Origin of the sequence: Arsenicitalea aurantiaca (assembly GCF_003994485.1) — a bacterium.
Taxonomy (GTDB): Bacteria; Pseudomonadota; Alphaproteobacteria; order Rhizobiales; family Devosiaceae; genus Arsenicitalea; species Arsenicitalea aurantiaca.
In genome coordinates this window covers 336,097-359,973 of the sequence record NZ_RZNJ01000002.1, presented here as the reverse complement: position 1 = coordinate 359,973, position 23,877 = coordinate 336,097, and the positions used below count along the sequence as shown (strand labels likewise).

General features: G+C 63.1%; 19 protein-coding genes. All 19 read right to left on the bottom strand.

Annotation, left to right across the window (positions count from 1 at the left end; translation table 11 throughout):
• Positions 1 to 19: 19 nt before the first annotated feature.
• The 19 genes from dnaE to EMQ25_RS06040 all read right to left on the bottom strand — a co-directional run bounded on the left by dnaE (position 20) and on the right by EMQ25_RS06040 (position 23,861).
• Positions 20 to 3,472, bottom strand: a complete 3,453-nt coding sequence (dnaE, locus tag EMQ25_RS06130) for a DNA polymerase III subunit alpha (RefSeq protein WP_127187676.1) — start codon at positions 3,470 to 3,472, stop codon at positions 20 to 22.
• Positions 3,473 to 3,849: 377 nt separating this feature from the next.
• A complete protein-coding gene (locus EMQ25_RS06125; RefSeq protein ID WP_127187675.1) occupies positions 3,850 to 4,536 on the bottom strand; it encodes an ABC transporter ATP-binding protein in 687 nt (228 codons plus the stop codon).
• Positions 4,529 to 5,833 (bottom strand): ABC transporter permease, encoded by a 1,305-nt coding sequence (locus tag EMQ25_RS06120; RefSeq protein WP_127188141.1) that lies wholly within the window; start codon positions 5,831 to 5,833, stop codon positions 4,529 to 4,531. Before EMQ25_RS06120 ends, EMQ25_RS06125 begins: the two co-directional genes overlap by 8 nt.
• A 50-nt stretch (positions 5,834 to 5,883) precedes the next feature.
• Complete coding sequence (gene proS, locus EMQ25_RS06115) at positions 5,884 to 7,233, bottom strand: proline--tRNA ligase (RefSeq protein ID WP_127187674.1); 1,350 nt, start codon at positions 7,231 to 7,233, stop codon at positions 5,884 to 5,886.
• Between the two features lie 478 nt (positions 7,234 to 7,711).
• Positions 7,712 to 7,957, bottom strand: a complete 246-nt coding sequence (locus tag EMQ25_RS06110; protein ID WP_127187673.1) for a DUF1467 family protein — start codon at positions 7,955 to 7,957, stop codon at positions 7,712 to 7,714.
• A 64-nt stretch (positions 7,958 to 8,021) separates the two neighbouring features.
• Positions 8,022 to 9,698, bottom strand: coding sequence for a ribonuclease J (locus EMQ25_RS06105; RefSeq protein WP_127187672.1), 1,677 nt, complete (start codon positions 9,696 to 9,698; stop codon positions 8,022 to 8,024).
• Positions 9,699 to 9,773: 75 nt separating this feature from the next.
• Positions 9,774 to 10,604, bottom strand: coding sequence for a biotin--[acetyl-CoA-carboxylase] ligase (locus tag EMQ25_RS06100; RefSeq protein ID WP_127187671.1), 831 nt, complete (start codon positions 10,602 to 10,604; stop codon positions 9,774 to 9,776).
• On the bottom strand, positions 10,605 to 12,050 hold the full coding sequence (nuoN, locus tag EMQ25_RS06095; protein WP_127187670.1) for an NADH-quinone oxidoreductase subunit NuoN: 1,446 nt from the start codon (positions 12,048 to 12,050) through the stop codon (positions 10,605 to 10,607).
• 9 nt (positions 12,051 to 12,059) lie between these two features.
• Positions 12,060 to 13,574 (bottom strand): NADH-quinone oxidoreductase subunit M, encoded by a 1,515-nt coding sequence (locus EMQ25_RS06090; RefSeq protein WP_127187669.1) that lies wholly within the window; start codon positions 13,572 to 13,574, stop codon positions 12,060 to 12,062.
• Complete coding sequence (gene nuoL / locus EMQ25_RS06085) at positions 13,571 to 15,529, bottom strand: NADH-quinone oxidoreductase subunit L (protein WP_127187668.1); 1,959 nt, start codon at positions 15,527 to 15,529, stop codon at positions 13,571 to 13,573. Before nuoL ends, EMQ25_RS06090 begins: the two co-directional genes overlap by 4 nt.
• Positions 15,530 to 15,534: 5 nt before the next feature.
• Complete coding sequence (nuoK, locus tag EMQ25_RS06080; RefSeq protein WP_127187667.1) at positions 15,535 to 15,855, bottom strand: NADH-quinone oxidoreductase subunit NuoK; 321 nt, start codon at positions 15,853 to 15,855, stop codon at positions 15,535 to 15,537.
• A gap of 1 nt (position 15,856) precedes the next feature.
• Positions 15,857 to 16,465: an NADH-quinone oxidoreductase subunit J gene (locus EMQ25_RS06075; RefSeq protein WP_127188140.1), complete on the bottom strand. Its 609-nt coding sequence runs from the start codon at positions 16,463 to 16,465 to the stop codon at positions 15,857 to 15,859.
• A gap of 10 nt (positions 16,466 to 16,475) precedes the next feature.
• The gene (nuoI, locus tag EMQ25_RS06070) at positions 16,476 to 16,964 is read right to left on the bottom strand and encodes an NADH-quinone oxidoreductase subunit NuoI (RefSeq protein WP_127187666.1); all 489 of its coding nucleotides are present in this window, start codon (positions 16,962 to 16,964) and stop codon (positions 16,476 to 16,478) included.
• Positions 16,964 to 18,064, bottom strand: coding sequence for an NADH-quinone oxidoreductase subunit NuoH (gene nuoH / locus EMQ25_RS06065; RefSeq protein ID WP_127187665.1), 1,101 nt, complete (start codon positions 18,062 to 18,064; stop codon positions 16,964 to 16,966). Before nuoH ends, nuoI begins: the two co-directional genes overlap by 1 nt.
• Positions 18,065 to 18,073: 9 nt before the next feature.
• Positions 18,074 to 20,164, bottom strand: a complete 2,091-nt coding sequence (nuoG, locus tag EMQ25_RS06060) for an NADH-quinone oxidoreductase subunit NuoG (RefSeq protein WP_127187664.1) — start codon at positions 20,162 to 20,164, stop codon at positions 18,074 to 18,076.
• Positions 20,165 to 20,168: 4 nt separating this feature from the next.
• The gene (gene nuoF / locus EMQ25_RS06055) at positions 20,169 to 21,476 is read right to left on the bottom strand and encodes an NADH-quinone oxidoreductase subunit NuoF (protein ID WP_127187663.1); all 1,308 of its coding nucleotides are present in this window, start codon (positions 21,474 to 21,476) and stop codon (positions 20,169 to 20,171) included.
• A 3-nt stretch (positions 21,477 to 21,479) separates the two neighbouring features.
• Positions 21,480 to 21,680, bottom strand: a complete 201-nt coding sequence (locus EMQ25_RS06050; protein ID WP_127187662.1) for a hypothetical protein — start codon at positions 21,678 to 21,680, stop codon at positions 21,480 to 21,482.
• Positions 21,670 to 22,671, bottom strand: a complete 1,002-nt coding sequence (nuoE, locus tag EMQ25_RS06045; protein ID WP_127187661.1) for an NADH-quinone oxidoreductase subunit NuoE — start codon at positions 22,669 to 22,671, stop codon at positions 21,670 to 21,672. Before nuoE ends, EMQ25_RS06050 begins: the two co-directional genes overlap by 11 nt.
• Complete coding sequence (locus EMQ25_RS06040) at positions 22,671 to 23,861, bottom strand: NADH-quinone oxidoreductase subunit D (protein WP_127187660.1); 1,191 nt, start codon at positions 23,859 to 23,861, stop codon at positions 22,671 to 22,673. The genes nuoE and EMQ25_RS06040 overlap by 1 nt, the downstream gene beginning before the upstream one ends.
• Between the last annotated feature and the right edge of the window lie 16 nt (positions 23,862 to 23,877).

Below are 23,877 nucleotides of genomic sequence, written 5' to 3'. Positions count from 1 at the left end.
CCCTACGGCAACGGGACGGCTAGACGAGCCTGACGTCGACGACACCCTCGAGTGACTTGATGCCGCCGGCAAGCTCCGGGGTCAGGCGATACTGCCCATTGAGCTCGATCTCGTACTCACGTGCCCCACCATCGCGGATGACGACAAAGCTGACGGCACCCTCCCCGCCCGGCTTGAGCTGAGCGCGGATCGGACTGAGGCAACGCTCGCTGCCGGCAAAGACGGTGAGCCGCTTGCCGAGGCGCTCGGCGGCTTCCTCTATGGGCTGGGCACCGATCAGGCGCAGCCCGATGCCATCAGGCCGTTCGTCGGCCTCGACCGTCAGAATGACGGACCGCCCGACCACCAGATGCGCCCCATGGCTCGATATCTGCTCGGAGAACGCGATGCACTCATAGCTGCCGCTCGGATCGGATAGCGTGACGATCGCCATGGGATTGCCCTTGCGGGTCCGCCGGTCGTTGCGGGCCGAAATGGTGCCGGCAAGGCGCCCCGCGCGCGCTCCGTCCTTCACGGCGCGCTCGAAATCCATCCAGTTCTGCACCCGCAGCTTCTCGAAGAGTTCAGCATAGGCGTCGAGCGGATGCCCGGAGAGATGAAAGCCGATGGCGGCGAACTCGCGGTCCAGCCGCTCGGCAGGTTTCCAGGGTTCGTAATGGGGTGAGAGGATGATCGGCTCGGGCACATCGGCGGCGAACATGTCGACGATGCCATTGGTCTTGTCGGTCGCCGTGCGCTGGGCGGTGCCGATGATTGCATCGATCGCCATGAAAGCCTGTTCCCGGCGCGGGGCCAGGCAATCAAAGGCTCCTGCATTGACGAGCGTCTCGAGCGTGCGGCGGTTGATGACCCGGGGATCGACGCGTGTCGCAAAGTCAGCGAGATCGGCGAACGGACGATCGGCGCGCACCTCCATGATATGCTCGGCCACCGCGTGCCCGACACCCTTGACCGCGCCGAGGCCGTAGAGCACCTGCCCGTCGCGGGCCACGAAGACGTCGTCGGAACGATTGACGCAGGGCGGCACGACGGCGATGCCGTGCTTTTTCGCATCCCGCCTGAATTCGGCGAGCTTGTCGGTGTTGCCCATGTCGAGCGTCATCGAGGCGGCGAAAAACTCGTGCGGGTAATGGGCCTTGAGGTACGCCGTCTGGTAGGAAACGAGCGCGTAGGTCGCCGCGTGGCTCTTGTTGAAGCCATAATTGGCGAATTTTGCGAGCAGGTCGAAGATGGTGTCGGCAAGGCTCGGCTTCAGGCCGTAGCGGATGGCGCCCTCGCGGAATCGCTCGCGCTGGGCATCCATCTCCGCCTTGATCTTCTTGCCCATGGCGCGACGCAGAAGATCGGCTTCGCCGAGCGAGTAGCCTGACAGAAGCTGGGCGATCTGCATCACCTGCTCCTGGTAGACGATGATCCCGTAGGTCTCGTCGAGCACGCTCTTGAGCGCTTCGTGAGGATATTCGATGTCCTCGTCGCCGCGCTTGCGAGCGCAGAACAGCGGGATGTTGTCCATCGGGCCGGGACGATAGAGCGCCACGAGGGCGATGATGTCCTCGAAGCGGTCGGGCTTCATGTCGATCAGGGCCCGGCGCATCCCCTGCCCTTCAACCTGGAAAACGCCCGCGGTGTCGCCGATCTGGTAGAGCCGATAGGTCGCCTCATCGTCGATCGGAATCGACTCGATGCGGAAATCGCCGCCGTCGCGATTGATCATGTCGACCGCACGCTTGATGGTGGTCAGGGTCTTGAGGCCAAGGAAGTCGAACTTCACGAGCCCCGCCGATTCCGACCACTTCATGTTGTACTGGCTGACCGGCATGTCCGAACGCGGATCGCGATAGAGCGGCGCGAGCTCCTGCAGCGGCCGGTCGCCGATCACAATGCCGGCGGCATGGGTGGAGGCGTGGCGATAAAGGCCCTCGAGCTTGCGCCCGATAGCGAGGAGCTCGGCGACGGTTTCGTCCTCCTCGGACATCATCCGCAGTTGCGGCACCTCGGCGAGCGCGCGTTCCAGCGTCCAGGGATCGGCGGGATTGGCCGGCACGAGCTTGCAGATGCGGTCGACCTGGCCGTAGGGCATCTGAAGCACGCGACCCACGTCGCGCAACACAGCGCGCGCCTGCAGCGTGCCGAAGGTGATGATCTGTGCGACCTGCTCGGCGCCGTACTTGTTCTGGACGTACCGGATCACCTCCTCGCGACGGTCCTGACAGAAATCGATGTCGAAGTCGGGCATCGACACGCGGTCCGGATTGAGGAAGCGCTCGAAGAGCAGATTGTAACGGAGCGGATCGAGATCGGTGATCGTGGTGGCGTAAGCCACGAGAGACCCGGCACCCGAACCACGCCCCGGACCAACCGGAATGTCCTTGCTTTTAGCCCACTGGATAAAGTCAGCAACGATAAGGAAGTAGCCCGGATATTTCATCCGCTCGATGATGCCGAGCTCGAACTCGAGCCGCTCGCGATAGTCCTGCTCGTTTCGGCCCTCGGCGATCCCGAAATCGACCATGCGGCGCTCGAGCCCGTTCCGCGCCATATCGGCAAGCGCACGGGCCTCGGCGGCAACGGCCTCGTCTTCCGACAAATCCGGGGCTGCCGCAAACTTCGGCAGGATCGGCTTGCGCGTCTGGGGCCGGTAGACGATGCGCTGCGCGATCTCGACGCTGTTGCCGGTCGCCTCGGGAAGATCGGCGAACAGCGCCACCATCTCTTCTCGAGACTTGAAGTAATGCTGGTCGGTTAGCTTTCGCCGCTCGGTCTGCGCGAGCACGGTGCCGCCGGCGATTGCCAGCAGGGCATCATGCGCCTCGAAATCGTCCGCTTTGGGAAAGAAAGGCTCGTTCGTGGCCACAAGCGGCACGCCGCGTCGATAGGCGTAGTCGATGAGCTGGGCTTCGTTCAGCGCCTCCTGCGGCCGGCCATGGCGCTGCAGCTCAATATAGAAGCGATCCCCGAACAGGTCTCGCAGGAGATCGAGCCGCCCAAGCGCATGAGCATCGTGTCCGTTCGCGAGAAACGGATCGATCGCGCCCTCGGGCCCGCCCGAAAGGCAAATCAGGCCCTGCAAAGCATCACGTTCGAGCCAGTTTGCATTTGCTGCCACGCGTCCGTTTTCGCCTTCGAGATAGGCCTTGCTGACGAGGCGCGAGAGATTGCCGAACCCCTCTTCGCTCATCGCCATGAGCACGATCGTGCTCTTGGTGAACGGCCCGCGCTCGTGGCCGCGCTGCTGCTGCACATCGCCGCCGAAATCGATCGGCAGTTCGCAGCCGACCAGCGGCTGGATCCCCTTGCCCGCAGCCTTCTCCGAGAACTCGAGGGCGCCGAAGAGGTTCGCCGAGTCCGAAATTCCCAGCGCCGGCTGCGCATCGGCCTTCGCAAGGTCGAGCAGCTTGGCGATCGGCAGTGCCCCCTCGAGCAGGGAATAGGCCGAATGGACGTGCAGGTGGACGAAGCCGGGTCCGGTCATGGGGCGTTCCTTTCGACCTCTTGTGGCACCGAGCGATGCCGGGGCCAAGTCGGCGGTCGATCAATCCACAGTCAGACGAGCCGCGAGACGCCATCCATCCAGGCGAGAGCCGTGACGGTAAAGCCGCAAAGAACGACGAACGCGACGAGATCCTTGACGAAGTTGAGCATGGATGCCTCCTGTGTTTCGTGTATGTTCTTGTATGTTCGTTTTTTGTTCCTGTCTACACGCACATGGAGGTAACCATGAATCGCGGGTTAACGCGCCACGTCCAAATGCAGTGGGGGACAAAAGCGGGGATTGCGGGGAAAACGCTGCCGCGAGTCTGGCAGGCTGCCGATGCCGCCTTCGACAGGATCCGGCGGTCGGTGTCGCCGCTATAGGGTCAGCGGAGAAATTATACCGGACTTTATGGTGACGATCCGGTCCGCGCGCCGCGCGAGGTCATGGTTGTGCGTGGCGATCAGCGCCGCCACACCGGCATTGCGGATCAGGTCCATCAGCGCGGCGAAAACGATGTCGCTGGTGTCCGGATCAAGATTGCCGGTCGGCTCGTCCGCCAGAATGACGCGCGGCGCATTGGCTGCAGCGCGGGCAATGGCCACACGCTGCTGCTCCCCGCCGGAGAGTTCGGCCGGGCGATGACCGGCACGGTGGCCGACACCGAGAAGATCGAGCAATTCCCGCGAACGCCCTGCGGCGTCACGCGGGGAGCGGCCCGCGATCATCTGCGGCATCGAGACGTTCTCGAGCGCGCTGAACTCGGGCAGCAGATGATGGAACTGGTAGACGTAGCCGATGGTATCCCGCCGCAGCAGCGTGCGCCCACGTTCGTTGAGCGCCGTGGTCGGCGTGCCGCAGATTTCCACTTCGCCTCTTTGCGGGCGCTCGAGGAGGCCGCTGACGTGCAGCAGGGTCGACTTGCCGGCGCCGGACGGCGCGACGATCGCGACCAGTTCGCCACCACGCACTTCGAGATCGGCCGCCTCGAGCACGCGAACGGCGGTTTCCCCTTCACCGTAATGGCGATGCACGCCCGTCAGGCGAAGCTGGACCTCATTCATAGCGCAGGGCCTCCACCGGGTCGTACTGGGCGGCGCGCCAGGCCGGATAGAGCGTCGCAAGGAAGCTGAGGCCGAGCGCGAGACCAACCACCATCGCCACCTCGATCGGATCGGTGCGCGAGGGGAGCGAAGAAAGGAAGAAGACCTCGGGCGGGAAGATCGCCACGCCAAGCGTGTTCGAGATGAAGGCGCGCAGCGGTTCTGCATTGGCAGAAATGACAAGCCCCAGCACGAGCCCCACAAAGGTGCCGACGACGCCAATGGTCGTCCCGGTCATCGAAAAGATCCGCATGATGGAGCCGCGGGTGGCCCCCATTGTCCGCAGCACTGCGATGTCACCGCCCTTGTCCTTCACCAGCATCACGAGGCTCGAGATGATGTTGAAGGCCGCGACGAGGATGATCATCGAGAGGATAACGAACATCACCACCCGCTCGACCTGCAGCGCCGAGAAGAAGGTTTCGTTGCGCTGCTGCCAGTCGGTCAGGATCAGCGGACGCTGGATCTGCTGCTGGATGCGCTGGCGCATCTGGCCGACATTGTCCGGATCGGCGATGAAGATCTCTACGGCAGACGCCTGGTTGACGCGCACATAGGCAGCGTCGATCTCCTCGTCGGTCGCATCGATATCCGGCGGCTCGACACCCGGGCGCAGTTGTTCGTCAAAGAGCCGGAAATAGGTCTGGGCGGGCTCGAGCGGCATGTAGAGGAAGAAGCTGTCGAACTCCACCATCCCCAAATTGAAGATGACGTTGACCGGATAGGTCCGGATCTGCGGCGTCGAGCCGAAGGGCGTGGTCGACCCGCGCGGGTTGACCAGCGTCACCGGATCGCCCAGCGAGAGGCCGAGGCGAGCGGCAAGCCGGGAGCCCATTGCGACCCCCTGCCCTTCGTCCCAGCCTTCCCAGCCGCCCTGTTCGGCGCCGTTGAAGAGGAGCGAAAGCTTGCGGATGTTTTCCAGATCCATGCCGCGCACGTTGACGCCGGTGGATTCGTACTGGCCCGAGGCCAGTGCATTGCCTTCCACGAAATAGACCGCGTAGGTCACGCCATCGACACCCTCGATGGCCTCGACGGTCTCGCGATAGTCGGTGAACTGGCGCTCTATCGGGAAAGCCGAGAAGTGACCGTTGAGACCGAGAATCTTGGAGAGCAGCTCCTCACGGAAGCCGTTCATCACCGACATCACCACGATCAGGGTCGCGACGCCGATGGCGACGCCGGTCAGCGTCAGCCCGGCGATGACCGAGATGAACGCATCCTTGCGACGGGCACGCAGATAGCGCCCGGCGACCATGAACTCGAACCGCGAGAACGGGCCGGTGGAGCGGGCGGCGGAGGGGCCGGTCAAATCGCGTCCAGCCGCTGCGGCACGACAAGGGCGCGGATGCGCTCGACGGCATCGGCGATGGGCAGCGTCTCACGCTCACCGGTACCACGGTGCTTGATTTCGGCTTCACCCGATTTGAGACCGCGCGGCCCGATGATCAACTGGTACGGAATGCCGATGAGGTCGGCCGTGGCGAACTTGCCGCCCGCGCCCATGTCGCGGTCATCGTAAAGCGCGTCGATGCCCGCCGCGGCAAGTGCGGCGTAGATTTCGGCGCATGCTGCGTCGGTGGCCTCGTCTCCAGCCTTGAGATTGATCAGCACAGCCTCGAAGGGCGCAACGCTGACGGGCCAGATGATGCCCGCATCGTCATGGAAGGCCTCGATGATGGCCGGCACGAGCCGCGTCGGCCCTATCCCGTACGAGCCCATGTGCACTTCGATTTCCTTGCCGTCGGCTCCGGTCACGGTCGCCTTCATCGGCTTGGAATACTTCGTGCCGAAATAGAAGATATGGCCAACCTCGATGCCCCGTGCCGAGACACGCTTGTCCTCGGGTACTTCGGAGGTGAAACGATCCTCGTCCACCATTTCCTCGGTCGCAGCATAGAGCGAGGTCCAGTCACGGAAGATCGGCTCGAGATCACCGCGGAAATCGGTATCGAGGGGCGGGATCGGCTTTTCGAGCAGGTCCTTGTTGCAGAAGACGGCACTCTCGCCGGTGTCGGCCAGAATGATGAACTCATGGCTGAGGTCACCACCGATCGGTCCGGAGTCAGCCTGCATGGGGACAGCCGTCAAACCCATACGCGCGAACGTCCGCAGATAGGCGACGAACATGCGGTAATAGGCGGCGGTCGCGCTCTCTTTGTCCAGGTCGAAGGAATAGGCGTCCTTCATCAGGAATTCGCGACTGCGCATCGTGCCGAAGCGCGGCCGCACCTCGTCGCGGAACTTCCACTGGATATGGTAGAGGTTGAGCGGCAGGTCCTTGTAGGAGCGCACATAGGTGCGGAAAATGTCGGTGATCATCTCCTCATTGGTCGGACCGTAGAGCATGTCGCGCTCGTGCCGGTCCTTGATCCGCAGCATCTCCTTGCCATAGGCGTCATAGCGCCCGCTTTCCCGCCAGAGATCGGCGGACTGGATGGTGGGCATCAACAGCTGAACCGCGCCGGAGCGGTTCTGTTCTTCCTCGATGATCCGCTGGACCTTGTTCAGCACCTTGAAGCCGAGCGGCAGCCAGGAATAGCTCCCCGCAGCCTGCTGCTTGATCATGCCGGCCCGCAGCATCAGCTGGTGCGACACGATCTCGGCTTCCTTCGGCGTCTCCTTGAGAACGGGCAGGAAATACTGGGAGAGACGCATGAAAACTCCTCGAAGGGGCAGGGATTCGCTCCCTCCCTATAGCGCATGGGGCGGGACGCTGGGAATCGGTTTTCGGTAGCACCTTTGGCGCCTAAGAAATGGGCACAGCATAAATGAGGTGCATGTATTGGAGCAGGCAATACGCCCATTTCGATAGCATGCGAAATCACCATGGCTGCCATGCAGAATCCAGGTGACAGAGCCAAATCGAGTTGTTAGGGTCCCTCCCAATATAACAAGAGGCAGCAGGTAGCTGCCTGACGCCGACAACGTCAAGGGAGGAGCGTTGGCCGCCACTTCTGTGAGCCTAAGACCAGCGTATTGTCGCGAAACTATCAGGAGCAGGGCCCGCGTGCCCTGCTTTTTCTTTTTAGGCGCAAGTATTACCGTGACTGGCGCAGGTTTCGGCGCGTCGCGGGGCAGGGATGGAAAGTTCAGCGCCTCGATCCGATCTCTTGATGCCCGAGCGAGGTCTGGCTCAGCGCCAGTATTCCTGCAACACCGGGTTTTCGAGTCCCCAGAACAGCAGGCCGCAGACGAGCGCCGCAAGTACGGTGGTCACCAGCAATTTGGGCCAGATGCGGAAAAGCGCCGGCGCGCCCGGCTCGCTGCCAGGATGGATCACGCCGGCGTCAGACTGGCTGCGCGCGCCCCAGGGCAGAACCATGAACAGGCAGAGCCACCAGACGACGAAGTAGATCGCGAACATTGAGAAAACGGCCATGGCCAATCCTCCGTGGTCTGGGTGTGGAGGGAAGCGACGCCGGGCATCGCTCCCCGATCGAGGTCTACACGCGGTGAACGAACACCGTCACGTTGGGCTTCTTGCCCCAGAAGGCGTTCACTTCGCCCCTTATGGCACGAAAGATCGCCGTGTTGAGCGCATCGGTGTCGCTGCGACGTTTTGCCGGCATGCTGCGGATCGTCCCGTTGACGGTCTTGCGCACCAGCCCTTCAATCGTCTCGTCGTCATCCTCGACGACGGGCAGGCCCTCGATGACGATCTCGGGACCTGCGGCGAGTTGACCATTGCCCGACACGGCAAGGCTGACGACGATATGTCCGCCGAACGACAGTCGGCGGCGACCGCGTACCCCGCTTTCGTCGGGGGTGCAGAGAATGTTGCCGTCGAGATAAAGCTCCCCGACCCGCACTTCGCCCGGAAACAGCGTCGGCTCGGGCAAGAGGCGAACCATATCGCCATTGCGCGCGCGCATGACGTTGGGAATGCCGTGCTCGCGGCCGAAACGATAGTGGGCCTCGAGATGCACGGCCTCGCCATGGACCGGTACGAGAACGTCGGGCTTCACCCAATCATAAAGGCGCTTCAGTTCCTCCCGACGCGGATGCCCGGTGACGTGGACGAGGGCATCGCGCTGGGTGATCACCTCGACACCACGATCGATCAGCATGTTCTGGATGTCGTTGACCTCGCGCTCATTGCCCGGGATCGCCCAGGACGAGAAGATCACACGATCTCCGGCGTTGAGATCGATAACGGGATGATCCTGCCGGGCAATACGGGCGATAGCCGCGCGGGCTTCGCCCTGGCTTCCGGTGCATAGGAGAACGACCTGGCTGCGCGGCAAGGTCTTGAAGGCATCCTGATCGAGAAAAGGCTGTACGCCCTCGAGCATGCCGAGTTCGCGGCCGATGCCGGCAATCCGGTGCAGCGAGCGCCCCGAGAGCACGACGCGGCGTCCTGCCTTCTCTGCGGCCCTGGCAACAGAAATGACACGGCCGAGATTGGAGGCGAACGTGGTGACGATGACCCGGTGCGGCGCGTCGGCGATCAGCGAGGCGAGCGTATTGCCGATTTCCTCCTCGCTCGGGCTGATCCCCTCCTTGAGGGCATTGGTGCTGTCGCAGACGAGCGCGAGGGGCCCCTCCTCCTGCCCGATCGCGATGAGGCGGTCGACATCGGTTGGGCGCTGGCCGACGGGATTGGGATCGAGCTTCCAGTCGCCGGTGTGCAGGACGCGCCCGACAGGCGTGGTGATCAGGAGCGCATTGGCTTCAGGTATCGAGTGCGCGACATTGATCGCTTCGATGGTGAACGGCCCGACGCTGAACGGCTTGCCCGGCTGCATCGGCCGCACATCGACATTCTCGACGATGTTGTCGGACGCGCGCTTCGCCGCCAGCATGGCTGCGCTGAACGAGGTGGCATAGACGGGCCGGTCGAAGGCCGGCCAGAGATCGAGCACCGCGCCGTAGTGATCCTCATGGCTGTGGGTGAGGATGAGTGCGAGCACGTCGTCGGCATTGTCTTCGAGGAAGGTCGGGTCGGGCATGATGAGCTCGATGCCCGGCTCCTGCGGCCCGCCGAAACTGACGCCGCAATCGACGACGATCCACTTGCGCCGGTTTCGGGGACCGAACCCGTACGCGCCCATGTTCATGCCGATCTCGCCCACGCCGCCAAGGGGCACGAAGACGAGTTCGTCGGTTTGCGGATTTGCCATCAGCATCAGTCTCCAATGGCGCGGAGGCGACGGGGCCCCTGCCCTCGCCGCGTTTCCACGCTACGATGTGTGCGGTCAGCTTCGGGCGCTGGCCGTTGCCCCAAAATGCACGTCGCCCGCGCTGATCGCGATGCGACTGTCGTCATCGGCGCGGATGATCAAGCGTCCCGCGCCGTCTATCGATTCGAATATGCCCCGGATCACGGCGCCGTCCTGCTGGACGGCAACCGGACCTCCAAGGCCGGTGGCGGCAGCGCGCCAGCGCGCCAGCACCTCTTCTACGCCTTCGCCGTCCCGCCAGAGGGAGAAGGCGGAGACCCAGGCATCTCCCAGGGCCTCGAACATTTCGGCGGCGTCCGCGTCGCCACCAAGGCTACGAACGGACTCTGCCGGATAAGGCAGACCTTCGGGCGCCACGGCAACGTTCACGCCGATTCCAATCGCGATTGCGGGCCTGCCGCCGGGGCGACTGGTCGCCTCCAGCAGAATGCCCGCAAGCTTCTGTCCATCGGCCAATACGTCATTGGGCCATTTGAGCGCAATGCGCGAATTGCCGCCGTATAGGTGCCGACCATCAGCGCCCGGCTCCGACCGGACCTGGGGCAAAACCCGCGCAAGCGCTTCGTACAGAGCAAGGCCCGCGACGAATCCGAGCGTGGCATTCAGTTCCGGCTCCGCATCGGGAACCAGCAAGAGCGTCGCGGCGAGATTGCCGCGCGGGCCTTCCCACGGGCGTCCACGACGACCGCGGCCGGCAAGCTGCCGATCAGTTACGAACCAATGCCCGCCCGGATCCCCGGACTTGGCGGCTGCAAGCGCTTCACCATTGGTGGAGCCGATCTCGTCATACGCGGTCAGCCGGTAGCCTGCCGACCGCGCCACCGCACCAAGGCGGAAACCTGCCACCTAGAAGAGGCTTCCGCTCGCGACACGAGCGGCGGCGGCCAGCGGCCCGCCGACGGTGACGAAGTAGGTGATGACGAGGAAGCCGGTCACGCCCATGACGGCCGTGAGCTCCCGAGGGACCGCGGCGTATTCGAGCACCGGCTCGTCGAAGTACATCGTCTTGACGATGCGCAGATAATAGAAGGCGCTAATGGCGCTAGCGAGCACGCCAATCACCGCGAGGACGAAGAGCCTGGCCTCGATCGCCGCGAGGAAGACATGCCATTTGGCAAAGAACCCGGCCAGAGGCGGAAGCCCGATCAAGGAGAACATCAAGACCGCAATCATTGCCGCAACGAACGGACGGCGCTGCGCAAGCCCGGCAAGTTCGGCAATGTCCTCGACGGCCCCGTTCTGAGTGCGGAGCGCCAGGATGCAGGCGAAGAGCCCGATGGTCATCGTGACGTAGATGGCCATGTAGATCGCCACGCCCTCGACACCGACCGCTGTTCCCGAAGAAAGTCCGACGAGCGCAAAACCCACATGCCCGATCGAGGAATAGGCGACGAGGCGCTTAAGGCTCTTCTGACCGATCGCGGCGAAGGCGGCCAGCACCATCGATGCGATGGACAGGAAGATCACGATCTGCTGCCAGTCGCTGGTGATCGGCGCGAAGCTGACGGTGACGACACGCACGAGCAGCGCCATCGCCGCGACCTTGGGGGCCGACGCGAGAAACGCCGTGACCGGGGTGGGTGCGCCTTCATAGACGTCGGGCGTCCACATGTGGAACGGCACGGCGGAGATCTTGAAGGCGATACCGGCGAGGAGGAACACCATGCCGAAGATCAGCCCGATCGAGCGCTCGCCCATGACGATCTGATCGACGATCAGGTCGAGCTGGGTGTGACCGGTAAAGCCATAGATCAGCGAAGCGCCATAGAGCAGCATGCCGGAAGACAGCGCACCAAGGACGAAGTATTTGAGGCCGGCCTCGGTCGCCCGGGCGCTGTCGCGCTTCATCGCGGCGAGGACATAGGCGGCGAGCGACTGGAGTTCGAGCCCGAGATAGAGGCTCATCAGATCGTTCGCCGACACCATCATCATCATGCCCAGCGTCGCGAGCAGGACGAGCACCGAGTACTCGAACTTGTCGAGCTGATGCTGACGGCTGGATGGCAGCGACAGGATGAGAGCGAAGGCTGCGCCACCGATGACGAGCACCTTCATAAAGCGCGCGAACTCGTCGGCGATGAATCCGCCATTGAAGATGACGCCCTGCGCGGGATGGAAGATGACGATGCCCGCCGTCGCAACGAGCAGCACCACTGCTGCCATCGCCACGCCATTGGCGCGCTCCTTCTTCGTGAAGATGCCGAAGAGCAGCAGCACGATAGCGCCGGCCGCAACCAGCATTTCAGGGAAGGCGGGCGCCAGCGAGGCGAAGCTGGTGATATCGGAGTTCACGTCAATCTCCTAAGGCGCCATGGCGGCGACGGCAGGCACATTGCCCGTTGCCGCGGCAAAATTGTTGACCAGCAGTTCGACCGAACCGGCAGTCACGTCGAGGATCGGGGCCGGATAGAAACCGAAGAGGATGGTGAGCAGGATCAGCGGTACGAGCACCACCATCTCACGGCGATCAAGATCCAGAATGCCCTTGAGCGAATCCTTGGTCAGCGCGCCGAAGATCACCTTGCGGTAGAGCCAGAGACCGTAGCACGCCGAGAAGATCACACCGAACGCCGCGCCGAAGGCGGCCCAGGTGCTGACCTGGAAGGTGCCAAGCATGGTCAGGAACTCGCCGACAAAGCCCGAGGTGCCCGGCAGGCCGACATTGGCCATGGTGAACACCATGAAGGCGAAAGCATAACGCGGCATCCGCTCGACGAGACCGCCATAGGCTTCGATCTCGCGAGTGTGCATGCGGTCATAGACGACACCGACGCAAAGGAAGAGCGCGCCCGAGACGATGCCGTGGCTGATCATCTGGAAGACCGCGCCCTGCACGCCGAGTTCGTTACCCGCGAAGATGCCCATGGTGACGAAACCCATATGGGCGACGGACGAATAGGCGATCAGCTTCTTGATGTCGGTCTGCACGAAGGCGATGAGTGAGGTGACGATGATCGCAGCGATGCTCAGCACGAAGACGAAGCTCTGGAACTGGAGCGACGCATCCGGGAACATTGCGAGAGAGAAGCGGATGAAGCCGTAACCACCGAGCTTGAGCAAAACGGCGGCAAGGATCACCGAACCGGCCGTCGGGGCCTCGACGTGCGCCTCGGGCAGCCAGCGGTGGAAGGGCCACATCGGCATCTTCACCGCGAAGGATGCGAAGAAGGCGAGCCACAGCCAAGTCTGGATCTCCGGGCTGAACTCGAAAGCGAGAAGCCGCTGGATATCGAGGGTACCGGCCTGCCAGTACATCGCCATGATGGCGAGCAGCATCAGAACCGAGCCCACGAAGGTGTAAAAGAAGAACTTATAGCTCGCCTGAATGCGCCGTGCCCCGCCCCAGATGCCGATAATCAGGAACATCGGGATGAGGCTGCCTTCAAAGAAGACATAGAACATGGCCAGATCGAGCGTCGCGAAAACGCCGATGATGAGCGTCTCGAGGATCAGGAAGACGATCATGTATTCGCGAACGCGATAGGTGATCGAGTTCCAGCTCGAGAGCACGCAGAACGGCAGCAGGAACGCGCTCAGCACCACGAACAGGATGGAGATGCCGTCGACGCCCATGCGGTAGCCGATCGACTCGCCGATCCAGGGATAGTTCTCTACGAACTGGAAGCCCGGATTGCTGTTGTCGAACATCGCCCACAGCCACAGCGTGAGCGCGAAGTTCACGAGCGTGACGATGAGCGCTATCGAGCGCACGAGATTATCCGTGCTAGCCCCGCGACCGGGAACCAGCAACAGCAGCAGTGCGCCGACTGTCGGCAGAAAGGTGACAATAGTCAGGATGTGGTCGGCCAGATTCATCCCAGAAGTCCCCCCGCCGCGATGGCCCAAGTCAGAAGCGCGGCGATACCGATGAGCATCGCGAATGCGTAGTGATAGAGATAGCCGGACTGCAGCCGCACCACCTGGGCGGTAATGCCCTTGATACGGTTACCAAGCCCTTCGGTGATCGTCTGGTCGACGAGATAGTCGTCGAACCCTCTCCAGAAGGCCCGGCCGATCCAGCGGGCAGGACGCACGAAGATGGTGTCGTAGAGCTTGTCGAAGTACCAGGCGTTGAGCAGGAAATTATAGAGCCCGGGGTTCGCCGCCGCGCTGCGCGCAGGCAGGCCAGGATCGCGAACATAGGCCAGCCAGGCCCCTGCGAACCCGAGCAGCATGGCGATCGTCGCCGACCATTTCACCCAGAGGGGCACGTAGTGGGCCTGATCGATCAGTTCCTCATTGACCACGATCGAACCGTGGAAGAAGTGGGTGACGTGTTCGCCATGGCCGAAGAACACATCATAGAACACCGTCCCCGCAAGCACCGCACCGATACCGAGAATGTAGAGCGGCACCATCATGACGTTGGGGCTCTCATGGGCATGGTCATAGGTGTGATGGTCGGCGCGCGTCGGGCCATGGAACGTCAGGTGAATGAGACGCCACGAATAGAAGCTGGTGAACAGAGCAGCGACGACGAGCAGCCAGAACGCGAACATGCCGGTGTTGCCGCCCATCGCATAGGCGGATTCGATGATGGCGTCCTTGGAGAAGAAGCCAGCAAAACCGAACGGCGTACCGGGAATGCCGACGCCCGTGAGCGCCAGGGTACCGATGATCATCAAAGCGTAGGTGATCGGGATCTTCTTCCTGAGCCCGCCCATGTTCCGCATGTCCTGCTCGTGATGCATGGCGTGGATGACCGCGCCGGCGCCAAGGAACAGGAGCGCCTTGAAGAAGGCATGGGTGAAGAGGTGAAAGATGCCCGCAGAGTAGATGCCTGCGCCGAGCGCAACGAACATGTAACCCAGCTGCGAACAGGTCGAATAAGCGATGACGCGCTTGATGTCGTTCTGAACGAGCCCCACCGTTGCCGCAAAGAATGCGGTGATGGCGCCGATGACGACGACCACCGTCAGCGCGACCGCGGACGTTTCGAAGATCGGGCTGAGGCGCGCGACCATGAAGACACCGGCGGTCACCATGGTTGCGGCGTGGATCAGTGCAGAGACGGGGGTCGGCCCCTCCATCGCATCCGGCAGCCAGGTGTGGAGCAGGAACTGGGCCGATTTGCCCATCGCGCCCATGAACAGCAGCAGGCTGATGACGGTCAGAGCGTGAAACTCGCCGCCGAGGAAGTTGATGGTCACGTCCTCATTGCCGGCGATGGCCGCAAAGGCGCCGTCGAACGTGATGTCGCCGAGGATCATGAAGGCGCCGAAGATGCCGAGCGCGAAACCAAAATCCCCCACGCGATTGACCACGAACGCCTTCATGGCGGCCGCGTTGGCGGAGGGCTTAGTGTACCAGAAACCGATCAGCAGATAGGAGGCGAGACCGACGCCTTCCCAGCCGAAGAACATCTGGAGGAAGTTGTCTGCCGTCACCAGCATCAGCATGGCGAAGGTGAAGAGCGAGAGATAGGCGAAGAAGCGCGAGCGGTGCGGATCTTCGTGCATGTAGCCGATCGAATAGAGGTGCACGAGGCTCGAGACCGTGGTCACCACGATCAGCATGATCGCAGTCAGCGTATCGACGCGCAGGATCCACCGCAGGTCCATGTCGCCGACCTGGATCCAACGCATCACTTCGACGCGCATGACTTCGGACTCGCCGCCCCAGAAGCCGACGAAGACGATCCAGCTCAGCACCGCCGAGACCATGAGCAGGCCGGTGGTGATGTACTCGCTGACGCGATGCCCGATGACGCGGCCGAGAAGCCCCGCGATCAGTGCGCCGATCAGCGGGAGAAAGACGATTGCCTGGACCATAGGGGCTAGCCCTTCATCATATTGACGTCGTCAACCGCGATGGAGCCACGGTTGCGGTAGAAGATCACGAGGATGGCAAGCCCGATGGCCGCTTCGGCCGCGGCGACGGTCAGGATCAGCAGCGCAAAGATCTGCCCCGCCAGATCGCCGAGTTCCGCCGAGAACGCGATGAAATTGATGTTCACCGCGAGCAGGATGAGCTCAACCGACATCAGGATGACGATGATGTTGCGCCGGTTCAGGAAAATTCCGAACACGCCGATCGTGAAGAGCAGCGCCCCGACCGTCAGGTAGTGGCCGAGCCCGATTCCAACCTGTGCCAGCATGCTAGAGCCCCTCGCCTGATTTGACGGATTTGATTTCGACCGCCTCGTGGCGCTTGCGGCTGGTCTGGCGCACGACGTCCTGGCGCTTGATGTTGGGCTTGTGCCGCAGTGTGAGGACGATCGCGCCGATCATCGCGACCAGGAGGACCGCGCCGGCAGCCTGGAAGAGGTAAACATAGCGCGTGTAGAGCACGAGACCGATGGCGCGGGTGTTCTCCATCGTGTTGTCGATGGGGATGACGCTCGACGACATGACCTCCGGTGTGATCACGAAACTTCCGGCAACGAGCAGAAGCTCGAGCAGAAGGATCGCCCCGATCACGACGCCGATCGGCATGTATTGCAGGATACCCCGCCGCATTTGCCCGAAATCCACCTCGAGCATCATCACGACGAAGAGGAACAGTACCGCCACCGCGCCGACATAGACCACAATGAGAATGAGCGCCAGAAACTCCGCTCCCGCCAGCATGAAGAGCCCGGCGGAGTTGACGAACACCACGATGAGATAAAGCACCGAGTGCACGGGGTTGCGCGCGACGATCACCATCAGCGCCGAAGCCACGGCGATGATGGAGAACAGGTAGAAGAAAAAGAGCGGCAGCGTCATCATCTAGCCCTTACCGGTACGGCGCATCGATGGAGATGTTGCGCGATAGCTCGCGCTCCCAGCGATCGCCATTGGCAAGCAGCCTCTCCTTGGAAAAATAGAGCTCCTCGCGCGTTTCCGTCGCGAACTCGAAATTCGGCCCCTCGACGATCGCATCGACCGGGCATGCTTCCTGGCAGAAGCCGCAATAGATGCATTTGACCATGTCGATGTCGTAGCGGACCGTGCGCCGGGTTCCGTCGTTCTGGCGCGGACCGGCCTCGATCGTAATCGCCTGTGCCGGGCAGATCGCCTCGCAGAGCTTGCAGGCGATGCAGCGTTCTTCCCCATTCGGGTAGCGCCGAAGCGCATGCTCGCCGCGGAATCGCGGGCTGACGGGGTTCTTCTCGAAGGGGTAGTTGATGGTCTTTTTGGGCGCGAACAGGTAGCGCATCGAGAGGAAGAAGGCCCCGACGAACTCGCGCAGCAGAAGCGAATTGAGAACGTGGAAAATGCGCATCAGACGATCCTTCCGCCATGCCAGCCCCAGCCGGTGAGCTGAAGGACGAAGGCGACGATGACGACCATGATCAGCGAGATGGGCAGGAACACCTTCCAGCCGATCCGCATGAGCTGGTCGTAGCGGTAGCGGGGCACGAAGGCCTTGACCATCGCGAACATGAAAAAGACGAGGCAGGTCTTGATGACGAACCAGACCACACCCGGGATCCAGGTGAAGGGCGGCAGGTCGATCGGCGCGGTCCAGCCCCCGAGGAAGAGGATCGTGGTCAGCGCGCACATCAGGATGATGGCGATGTACTCGCCCAGCATGAACAGCAGATAGGGCGTCGAGCTGTATTCGACCATGAAGCCCGCGACTAATTCGGATTCCGCTTCGGGAAGATCGAAGGGCGGCCTGTTCGTCTCGGCGAGCGCCGAAATGAAGAAGATGACGAACATCGGGAAGAGCGGCAGCCAGAACCAGTTGAGGAAGGTCAGTTGCGGCAGCCCGATCATGTGCGCGAGACCCATCTCATACTGTGCGATCACGATATGGGAGAGGTTCAGCGAACCCACGCAGAGCAGCACCGTGATGATCACGAGGCCGATCGAGACCTCGTAGGACACCATCTGCGCGGCAGAGCGGAGCGAACCGAGGAAGGGGTATTTCGAGTTGGACGCCCAGCCGCCCATGATGACGCCATAAACGCCGAGCGAGGAAATGGCGAAGATGTAGAGGATGCCCAGATTAATATCGGCAAGGGCAAGGCCCGGCCCGATCGGGATCACGACCCACGCGGCCAGCGAGAGCGTCGCCATGACCAGAGGCGCAAGGAGGAACACCACCTTGTCCGACCCCGCAGGCAGCACCGGCTCCTTGAAGACGAACTTCAGAAGGTCGGCAAAACTCTGCAGAAGGCCGAACGGCCCGACCACGTTGGGACCGCGGCGGACCTGTACGGCAGCCCAGATCTTGCGGTCGGCAAGCAGGATGTAGGCGGTGAAGATCAGCAGGGCGACAAGCAGCAGCAAGCCCTTATAGACGAATCCCACCTGCGTTCCCCAGCCGACGAGGGGGATGCCGAACAGGTAATCCAGCGATTGGCCGAGTAGATCCATTATGCGTTCCTATTCCGCCGCCTGCCGGAAGCCCGCGGCGAGCTGGGCGCATTCGCCCATCACCGCGGATGCCCGCGCGATCGGATTGGTCAGGTAGAAATCCGTGACCGGAGAGGCGAGCTTCGCCTGTCGCGGCCGTGCCGGTACCTTGGCGAGGCGCTTGACCTGCCCATAATCGGAAGGAGCGATGGCGTCCAGCCTCGAAAGATGCGGAAATTCGCCATAAAGGCTTGCCCGCAGCTGGGCGAGGGAATTGAAGGCCAGCGGCACGCCGAGCGCGGCGGACAATGCCCGCAGGATGGCCCAGTCCTCCTTTGCTTCACCCGGCGGGAAGACTGCCCGCGCCGCCATCTGGGCGCGACCCTCGGTATTGACGTAGGTGCCGCTCTTTTCGGTGTAGGTCGCCCCGGGCAGGATGACATCGGCGCGGTGGGCGCCGCGGTCGCCATGCGTCCCGATATAGACGACGAGCGTGTTGCCGAGCGCCGACATGTCGATCTCGTCAGCGCCGAGCAGGAACAGGACGTCGAGATCGCCCGCACCGGCCGCCTCGATCATGGCTGCCGTGTCGTACCAGTCTTTTTCCGGCAGGAACCCGACATCGAGCGCACCGACGCGACCCGCCGCGTTATGGAGAATGGCAAGCCCGTTCCATTCCGCCCCGGCTGTCGGCGCTGCGAGCGACGCGGCCATGGCGAGAAGGTCGGTACCACCCTGCCCCGATATGGCGGCCTCGCCGACGATGATCAGCGGATGGCGGGCATTGCGAAGCGCCTCGGCGAAGCCTTCCGCACCCTCACGAGTCAGGCCCGCCAGTGCGTCGATGCCTGTGCCAAGATGAGTATAGTCATAAGTCAGATCGGCCGCTTCGCCGATCACTGCAACGGGAACGCCCGTCGCGCGCCAGGCCTTGCGGATCCGCGCGTTGAGCACGGAGGCTTCGCGCCGCGGGTTAGCCCCGACGATCAGAATGGCGTCGGCCTGCTCGATGCCGGCAATGCCCGGGTTGAACACATAGCCGGCGCGACCATAGCGGGTCGTCAGCGTGGACCCTGCCGGCCGGCAATCGATGTTGCTCGACCCGAGCTGGCGCATGAGCTGGCGGAGGGCATAGACTTCCTCCACCGCGGCCAGATCCCCGGCGATGGCACCGATCCGGTTGCCTCGGGATTTTCCAACTGCCGCTGCGATCGTCGCGAACGCCTCGTTCCAGTCGGCAGGCCGCAGCTTGCCGCCGGTCCGGACATAGGGGCGGTCGAGCCGCTGGCTGCGGAGCCCGTCCCATACGAAGCGGGTCTTGTCCGAAATCCACTCTTCATTGATCGCTTCGTTGATGCGGGGAAGAATGCGCATCACCTCGCGGCCGCGGCTGTCGACGCGGATGTTGGACCCTACCGCGTCCATCACGTCGATGGATTCGGTCTTCACCAGTTCCCACGGCCGGGCGGCGAACGCATAGGGCTTGGAGGTGAGCGCGCCGACCGGGCAAAGATCGATGACGTTGCCCTGCAGTTCGGACGTCAAGGCGCGTTCGAGATAGGGGGTGATTTCGGCATCTTCGCCGCGACCGAGCAGGCCGAGCTCGGAGATTCCAGCCACTTCCGTCGTAAACCTGACGCAACGCGTGCAGTGAATGCAGCGGTTCATCGCGGTCTTGATCAGCGGGCCCATATATTTGTCTTCAACGGCGCGCTTGTTCTCTGCGAAGCGGTTCTTGTCGACGCCATAGGCCATGGCCTGATCCTGCAGATCGCACTCGCCGCCCTGATCGCAGATCGGACAGTCAAGTGGATGGTTGATCAGCAGAAATTCCATCACCCCCTCCCGGGCCTTCTTGACCATGGGGGTGTTGGTGAACATTTCGGGCGGTTCGCCATTTGGACCAGGACGCAGATCCTTGACCGCCATGGCGCAGCTCGCCTGCGGCTTCGGGGGGCCGCCCTTCACCTCGACGAGGCACATCCGGCAATTGCCGGCAACCGACAGGCGCTCGTGATAGCAGAAGCGCGGAATCTCGGCGCCGGCGGCCTCGGCCGCCTGCATGAGGGTAAAATAGTCCGGCACATCGATAAGCTGGCCGTCGACCTTGATGTTTGCCATGGGTCTACTCCGCCGCGATCGAGGGTACGGCGCCCTCGGTGGTGGAATTGTACGTGTACTGGTCGATCCGCTCTTCGATGACATGGCGGAAATTGCGGATCAGCCCCTGGATGGGCCACGCGGCCGCATCGCCGAGCGCGCAGATGGTGTGACCTTCGACTTGCTTGGTCACCTCGAACAGCATGTCGATCTCGCGCTTCTGCGCGCGCCCCTCCACCATGCGCGCCATCACACGCATCATCCAGCCGGTCCCTTCGCGGCAGGGCGTGCACTGCCCGCAGCTCTCGTGCTTGTAGAAGGCAGAGAGGCGCCAGATGGCCTTGATGATGTCGGTCTGCTTGTCCATCACGATGACGGCAGCAGTCCCAAGGGACGAACCGACTTCCTTGAGGCCGTCGAAATCCATCACCGCATGCCGCATCTTTTCGCCGGGCACGCACGGTACGGACGAACCGCCGGGGATGACGGCGAGAAGATTGTCCCAGCCGCCGCGAATGCCGCCGCAATGGGTCTCGATCAGTTCCTCGAAGGTGAGGCCCATTGATTCTTCAAAAGTCGCGGGCGTGTTCACGTGGCCCGACACGCAGAAGAGCTTGGTGCCGGTGTTGTTCGCGCGGCCGAAGCCGGCAAACCAGCCACCACCGCGACGCAGGATCTCGGGGACGACGGCGATCGACTCGACATTGTTGACGGTGGTCGGGCAACCCCAGACACCCATGGCAGCCGGGAATGGTGGCTTCAGCCGTGGCTGCCCCTTCTTGCCCTCCAGGCTCTCCAGCAGTGCCGTCTCTTCCCCGCAGATATAAGCGCCGGCGCCATGGTGGACGATGATATCGAAATCCCAGCCGTGAACATTGTCCTTGCCGATGAGGCGCGCATCATAAGCTTCCTGAACGGCCTGCTCGAGATGCTGGCGCTCACGGATGAACTCGCCGCGCACGTAGATGATGGCGGTATGCGCATCCATGGCGCGGCCTGCGAGCAGACATCCTTCAACCAGATGGTGCGGATCGTGACGCAGGATCTCGCGATCCTTGCAGGTGCCGGGCTCGGACTCGTCGGCATTGACGACGAGGTAGTGAGGGCGCCCGTCGCTCGTCTTGGGCATGAAGCTCCATTTGAGCGCGGTGGGAAAACCAGCGCCGCCTCGGCCGCGCAGGCCCGAGGCCTTCACCTCGTTGGTGATCCAGTCGCGCCCTTGGGCGACGAAATCGGCCGTTCCGGCCCAGGCGCCGCGGGCGCGCGCGCCCTCCAGACGCCAGTCGCGCTGGCCATAGAGATTGGTGAAGATGCGGTCCTTGTCGGCGAGCATGGATCAGTCCGCCCTGTTGCGCGAGAACATGAAAATGAACCAGGCCATGACGCCGATGACGCTCGAGGCGATGACCAGGGTGGTATCGAAATCTAGGATGGCGGGCAGCGCCATCCGGAAGACGAGCATTGAGGCGACGATGAAGACCGCGCCGATCAGATAGCTTTTCCAGTTCAGCTGGATACGCATGCGCTCATTTGTCATCGGACTTGTCCTCTGCCTTGGGCGCGCCGGCCACGTCGTCGGCGTCTGGGCCTGCCGAACTTGCTCCGTCGCCTGCCCCGCCATGGCTCGGCTTGCCGACCGCCTTGCCTTCGTCGAGCTTGCCGCCAGCAGCCTCGGCGCCAACAGCGCCTTCACGCATGGCGTCGTTCGGCTCGCCGCCTTCGGCACGCTTGTCGAATTCCGCGCGTTCGGCCTCGGCTTCAGCCATGGAGACCTTGGGCGCGTCGGGCGCAGGGCCCTTGAGGCCGGGGGCTGTCTCTTCGACCACGTCAGACCCACGACCCGGAGCGGTCGGCTCGGTCGGATCGGCAGCCGCCGCCGGCGTCGCAGCGACCGGTTCATCGCTGCGATCGCTGTCCGGCTCGAAACGAAGCGTGGTCTGGCCTGTCGCCGCCGCCGCAAAGGTGCGCCCGTTCTGCGGGCCGGGCTGAACTGTGTCGCCACGTCCCGCCGCAAAGGCATCGATGATCTCGCCCATCCGCTCTGGCGTCAGATCCTCATAGGTGTCGTGGAAGATCGCCACCATCGGCGCGTTGACGCAGGCTCCGAGACACTCGACCTCTTCCCAGCTCAGCGTCCCATCGGCATTCGTCTCGAAGGGTTCGGGGTGAATCCTGGACTGGCAGACGGCCCGGATGTCTTCAGCACCCCGAAGCATGCACGGGGTCGTGCCGCACACCTGGATGTGGGCGCGCGTGCCCACGGGCTTGAGCTGAAACTGGGTGTAGAACGTCGCAACTTCGAGCACGCGGATATAGGGCATGTCGAGCATGTCGGCGATGCTCTCGATCGCTGCGCGGCTCACCCAGCCTTCCTGATCCTGTGCGCGCATCAACAGCGGGATCACCGCCGACTGCTGGCGGCCGGCAGGATACTGGCCGATCTTCCACTCCGCCCACTGGGCGTTGTCGTTGGAAAAGGCGAAGCGCTCGGGCTGGACGGCTTCTTCTGCGAGACGACGTACGGACATCAGCGGTCCACCTCCCCGAAGACGATATCGAGAGACCCGAGCACCGCCGAAACGTCGGCGAGCATGTGGCCGCGGGTCATGAAGTCCATGGCCTGAAGATGCGCGAAGCCGGGCGCCTTGATCTTGCAGCGGTAGGGCTTGTTGGTGCCATCGGAGACGAGGTAGACGCCGAACTCGCCTTTGGGCGCCTCCACGGCGGCATAGACCTCGCCTGCGGGAACCTTGTAGCCCTCGGTATAGAGCTTGAAGTGATGGATGAGCGCTTCCATCGAGCGCTTCATCTCGCCGCGCTTCGGCGGCACGACCTTGCCGTCGACCGAAGAGATCGGCGTCCTGCCCTCTGGGCTGTTCAGCAGGGCGATGCACTGCTTCATGATGCGGATCGACTGGCGCATCTCGTCCATGCGCACGAGATATCGATCGTAGCAATCGCCGTTCTTGCCGACCGGAATGTCGAACTCGAGCCGATCGTAGCACTCATAGGGCTGCGCCTTGCGCAGGTCCCAGGGCGCGCCCGACCCGCGGATCATCACCCCGGAAAATCCGCGCGCCCAGGCCTCTTCGAGCGTCACGACGCCGATATCGGCATTGCGCTGCATGAAGATGCGGTTGCCGGTCATAAGCCCTTCGAGGTCGTCGCAGACCTTGAGGAAGGGATCGCAGAACGCTTCGATGTCGTCGATCAGATCCTGCGGCAGGTCCTGGTGGACGCCACCGGGCCGGATATAGGCGGCATGCATCCGGCTGCCCGAAGCGCGCTCGTAGAACATCATGAGCTTCTCGCGCTCGTCGAACCCCCAGAGCGGGGGCGTCAGCGCGCCCACGTCGAGCGCCTGGGTCGTGGTGTTGAGAATGTGCGAGAGAAGCCGGCCGATTTCCGAGTAAAGCACCCGGATCAGCTGTCCGCGGAAGGGCACCTCGATTCCCAGCAGCCGCTCGACCGCGAGCGCGAAAGCGTGCTCCTGGTTCATCGGCGCGACATAGTCGAGCCGATCGAAATAGGGCACGGACTGCAGATAGGTCTTGTGCTCGATCAGCTTTTCGGTGCCGCGGTGAAGAAGCCCGATATGGGGATCGACGCGCTCGACGACTTCGCCGTCCAGCTCGAGCACGAGGCGGAGCACGCCGTGCGCCGCGGGGTGCTGCGGACCGAAATTGATCGTGAAATTGCGGACTTCTGCTTCGGACATAGCGCGACCTCCGGTC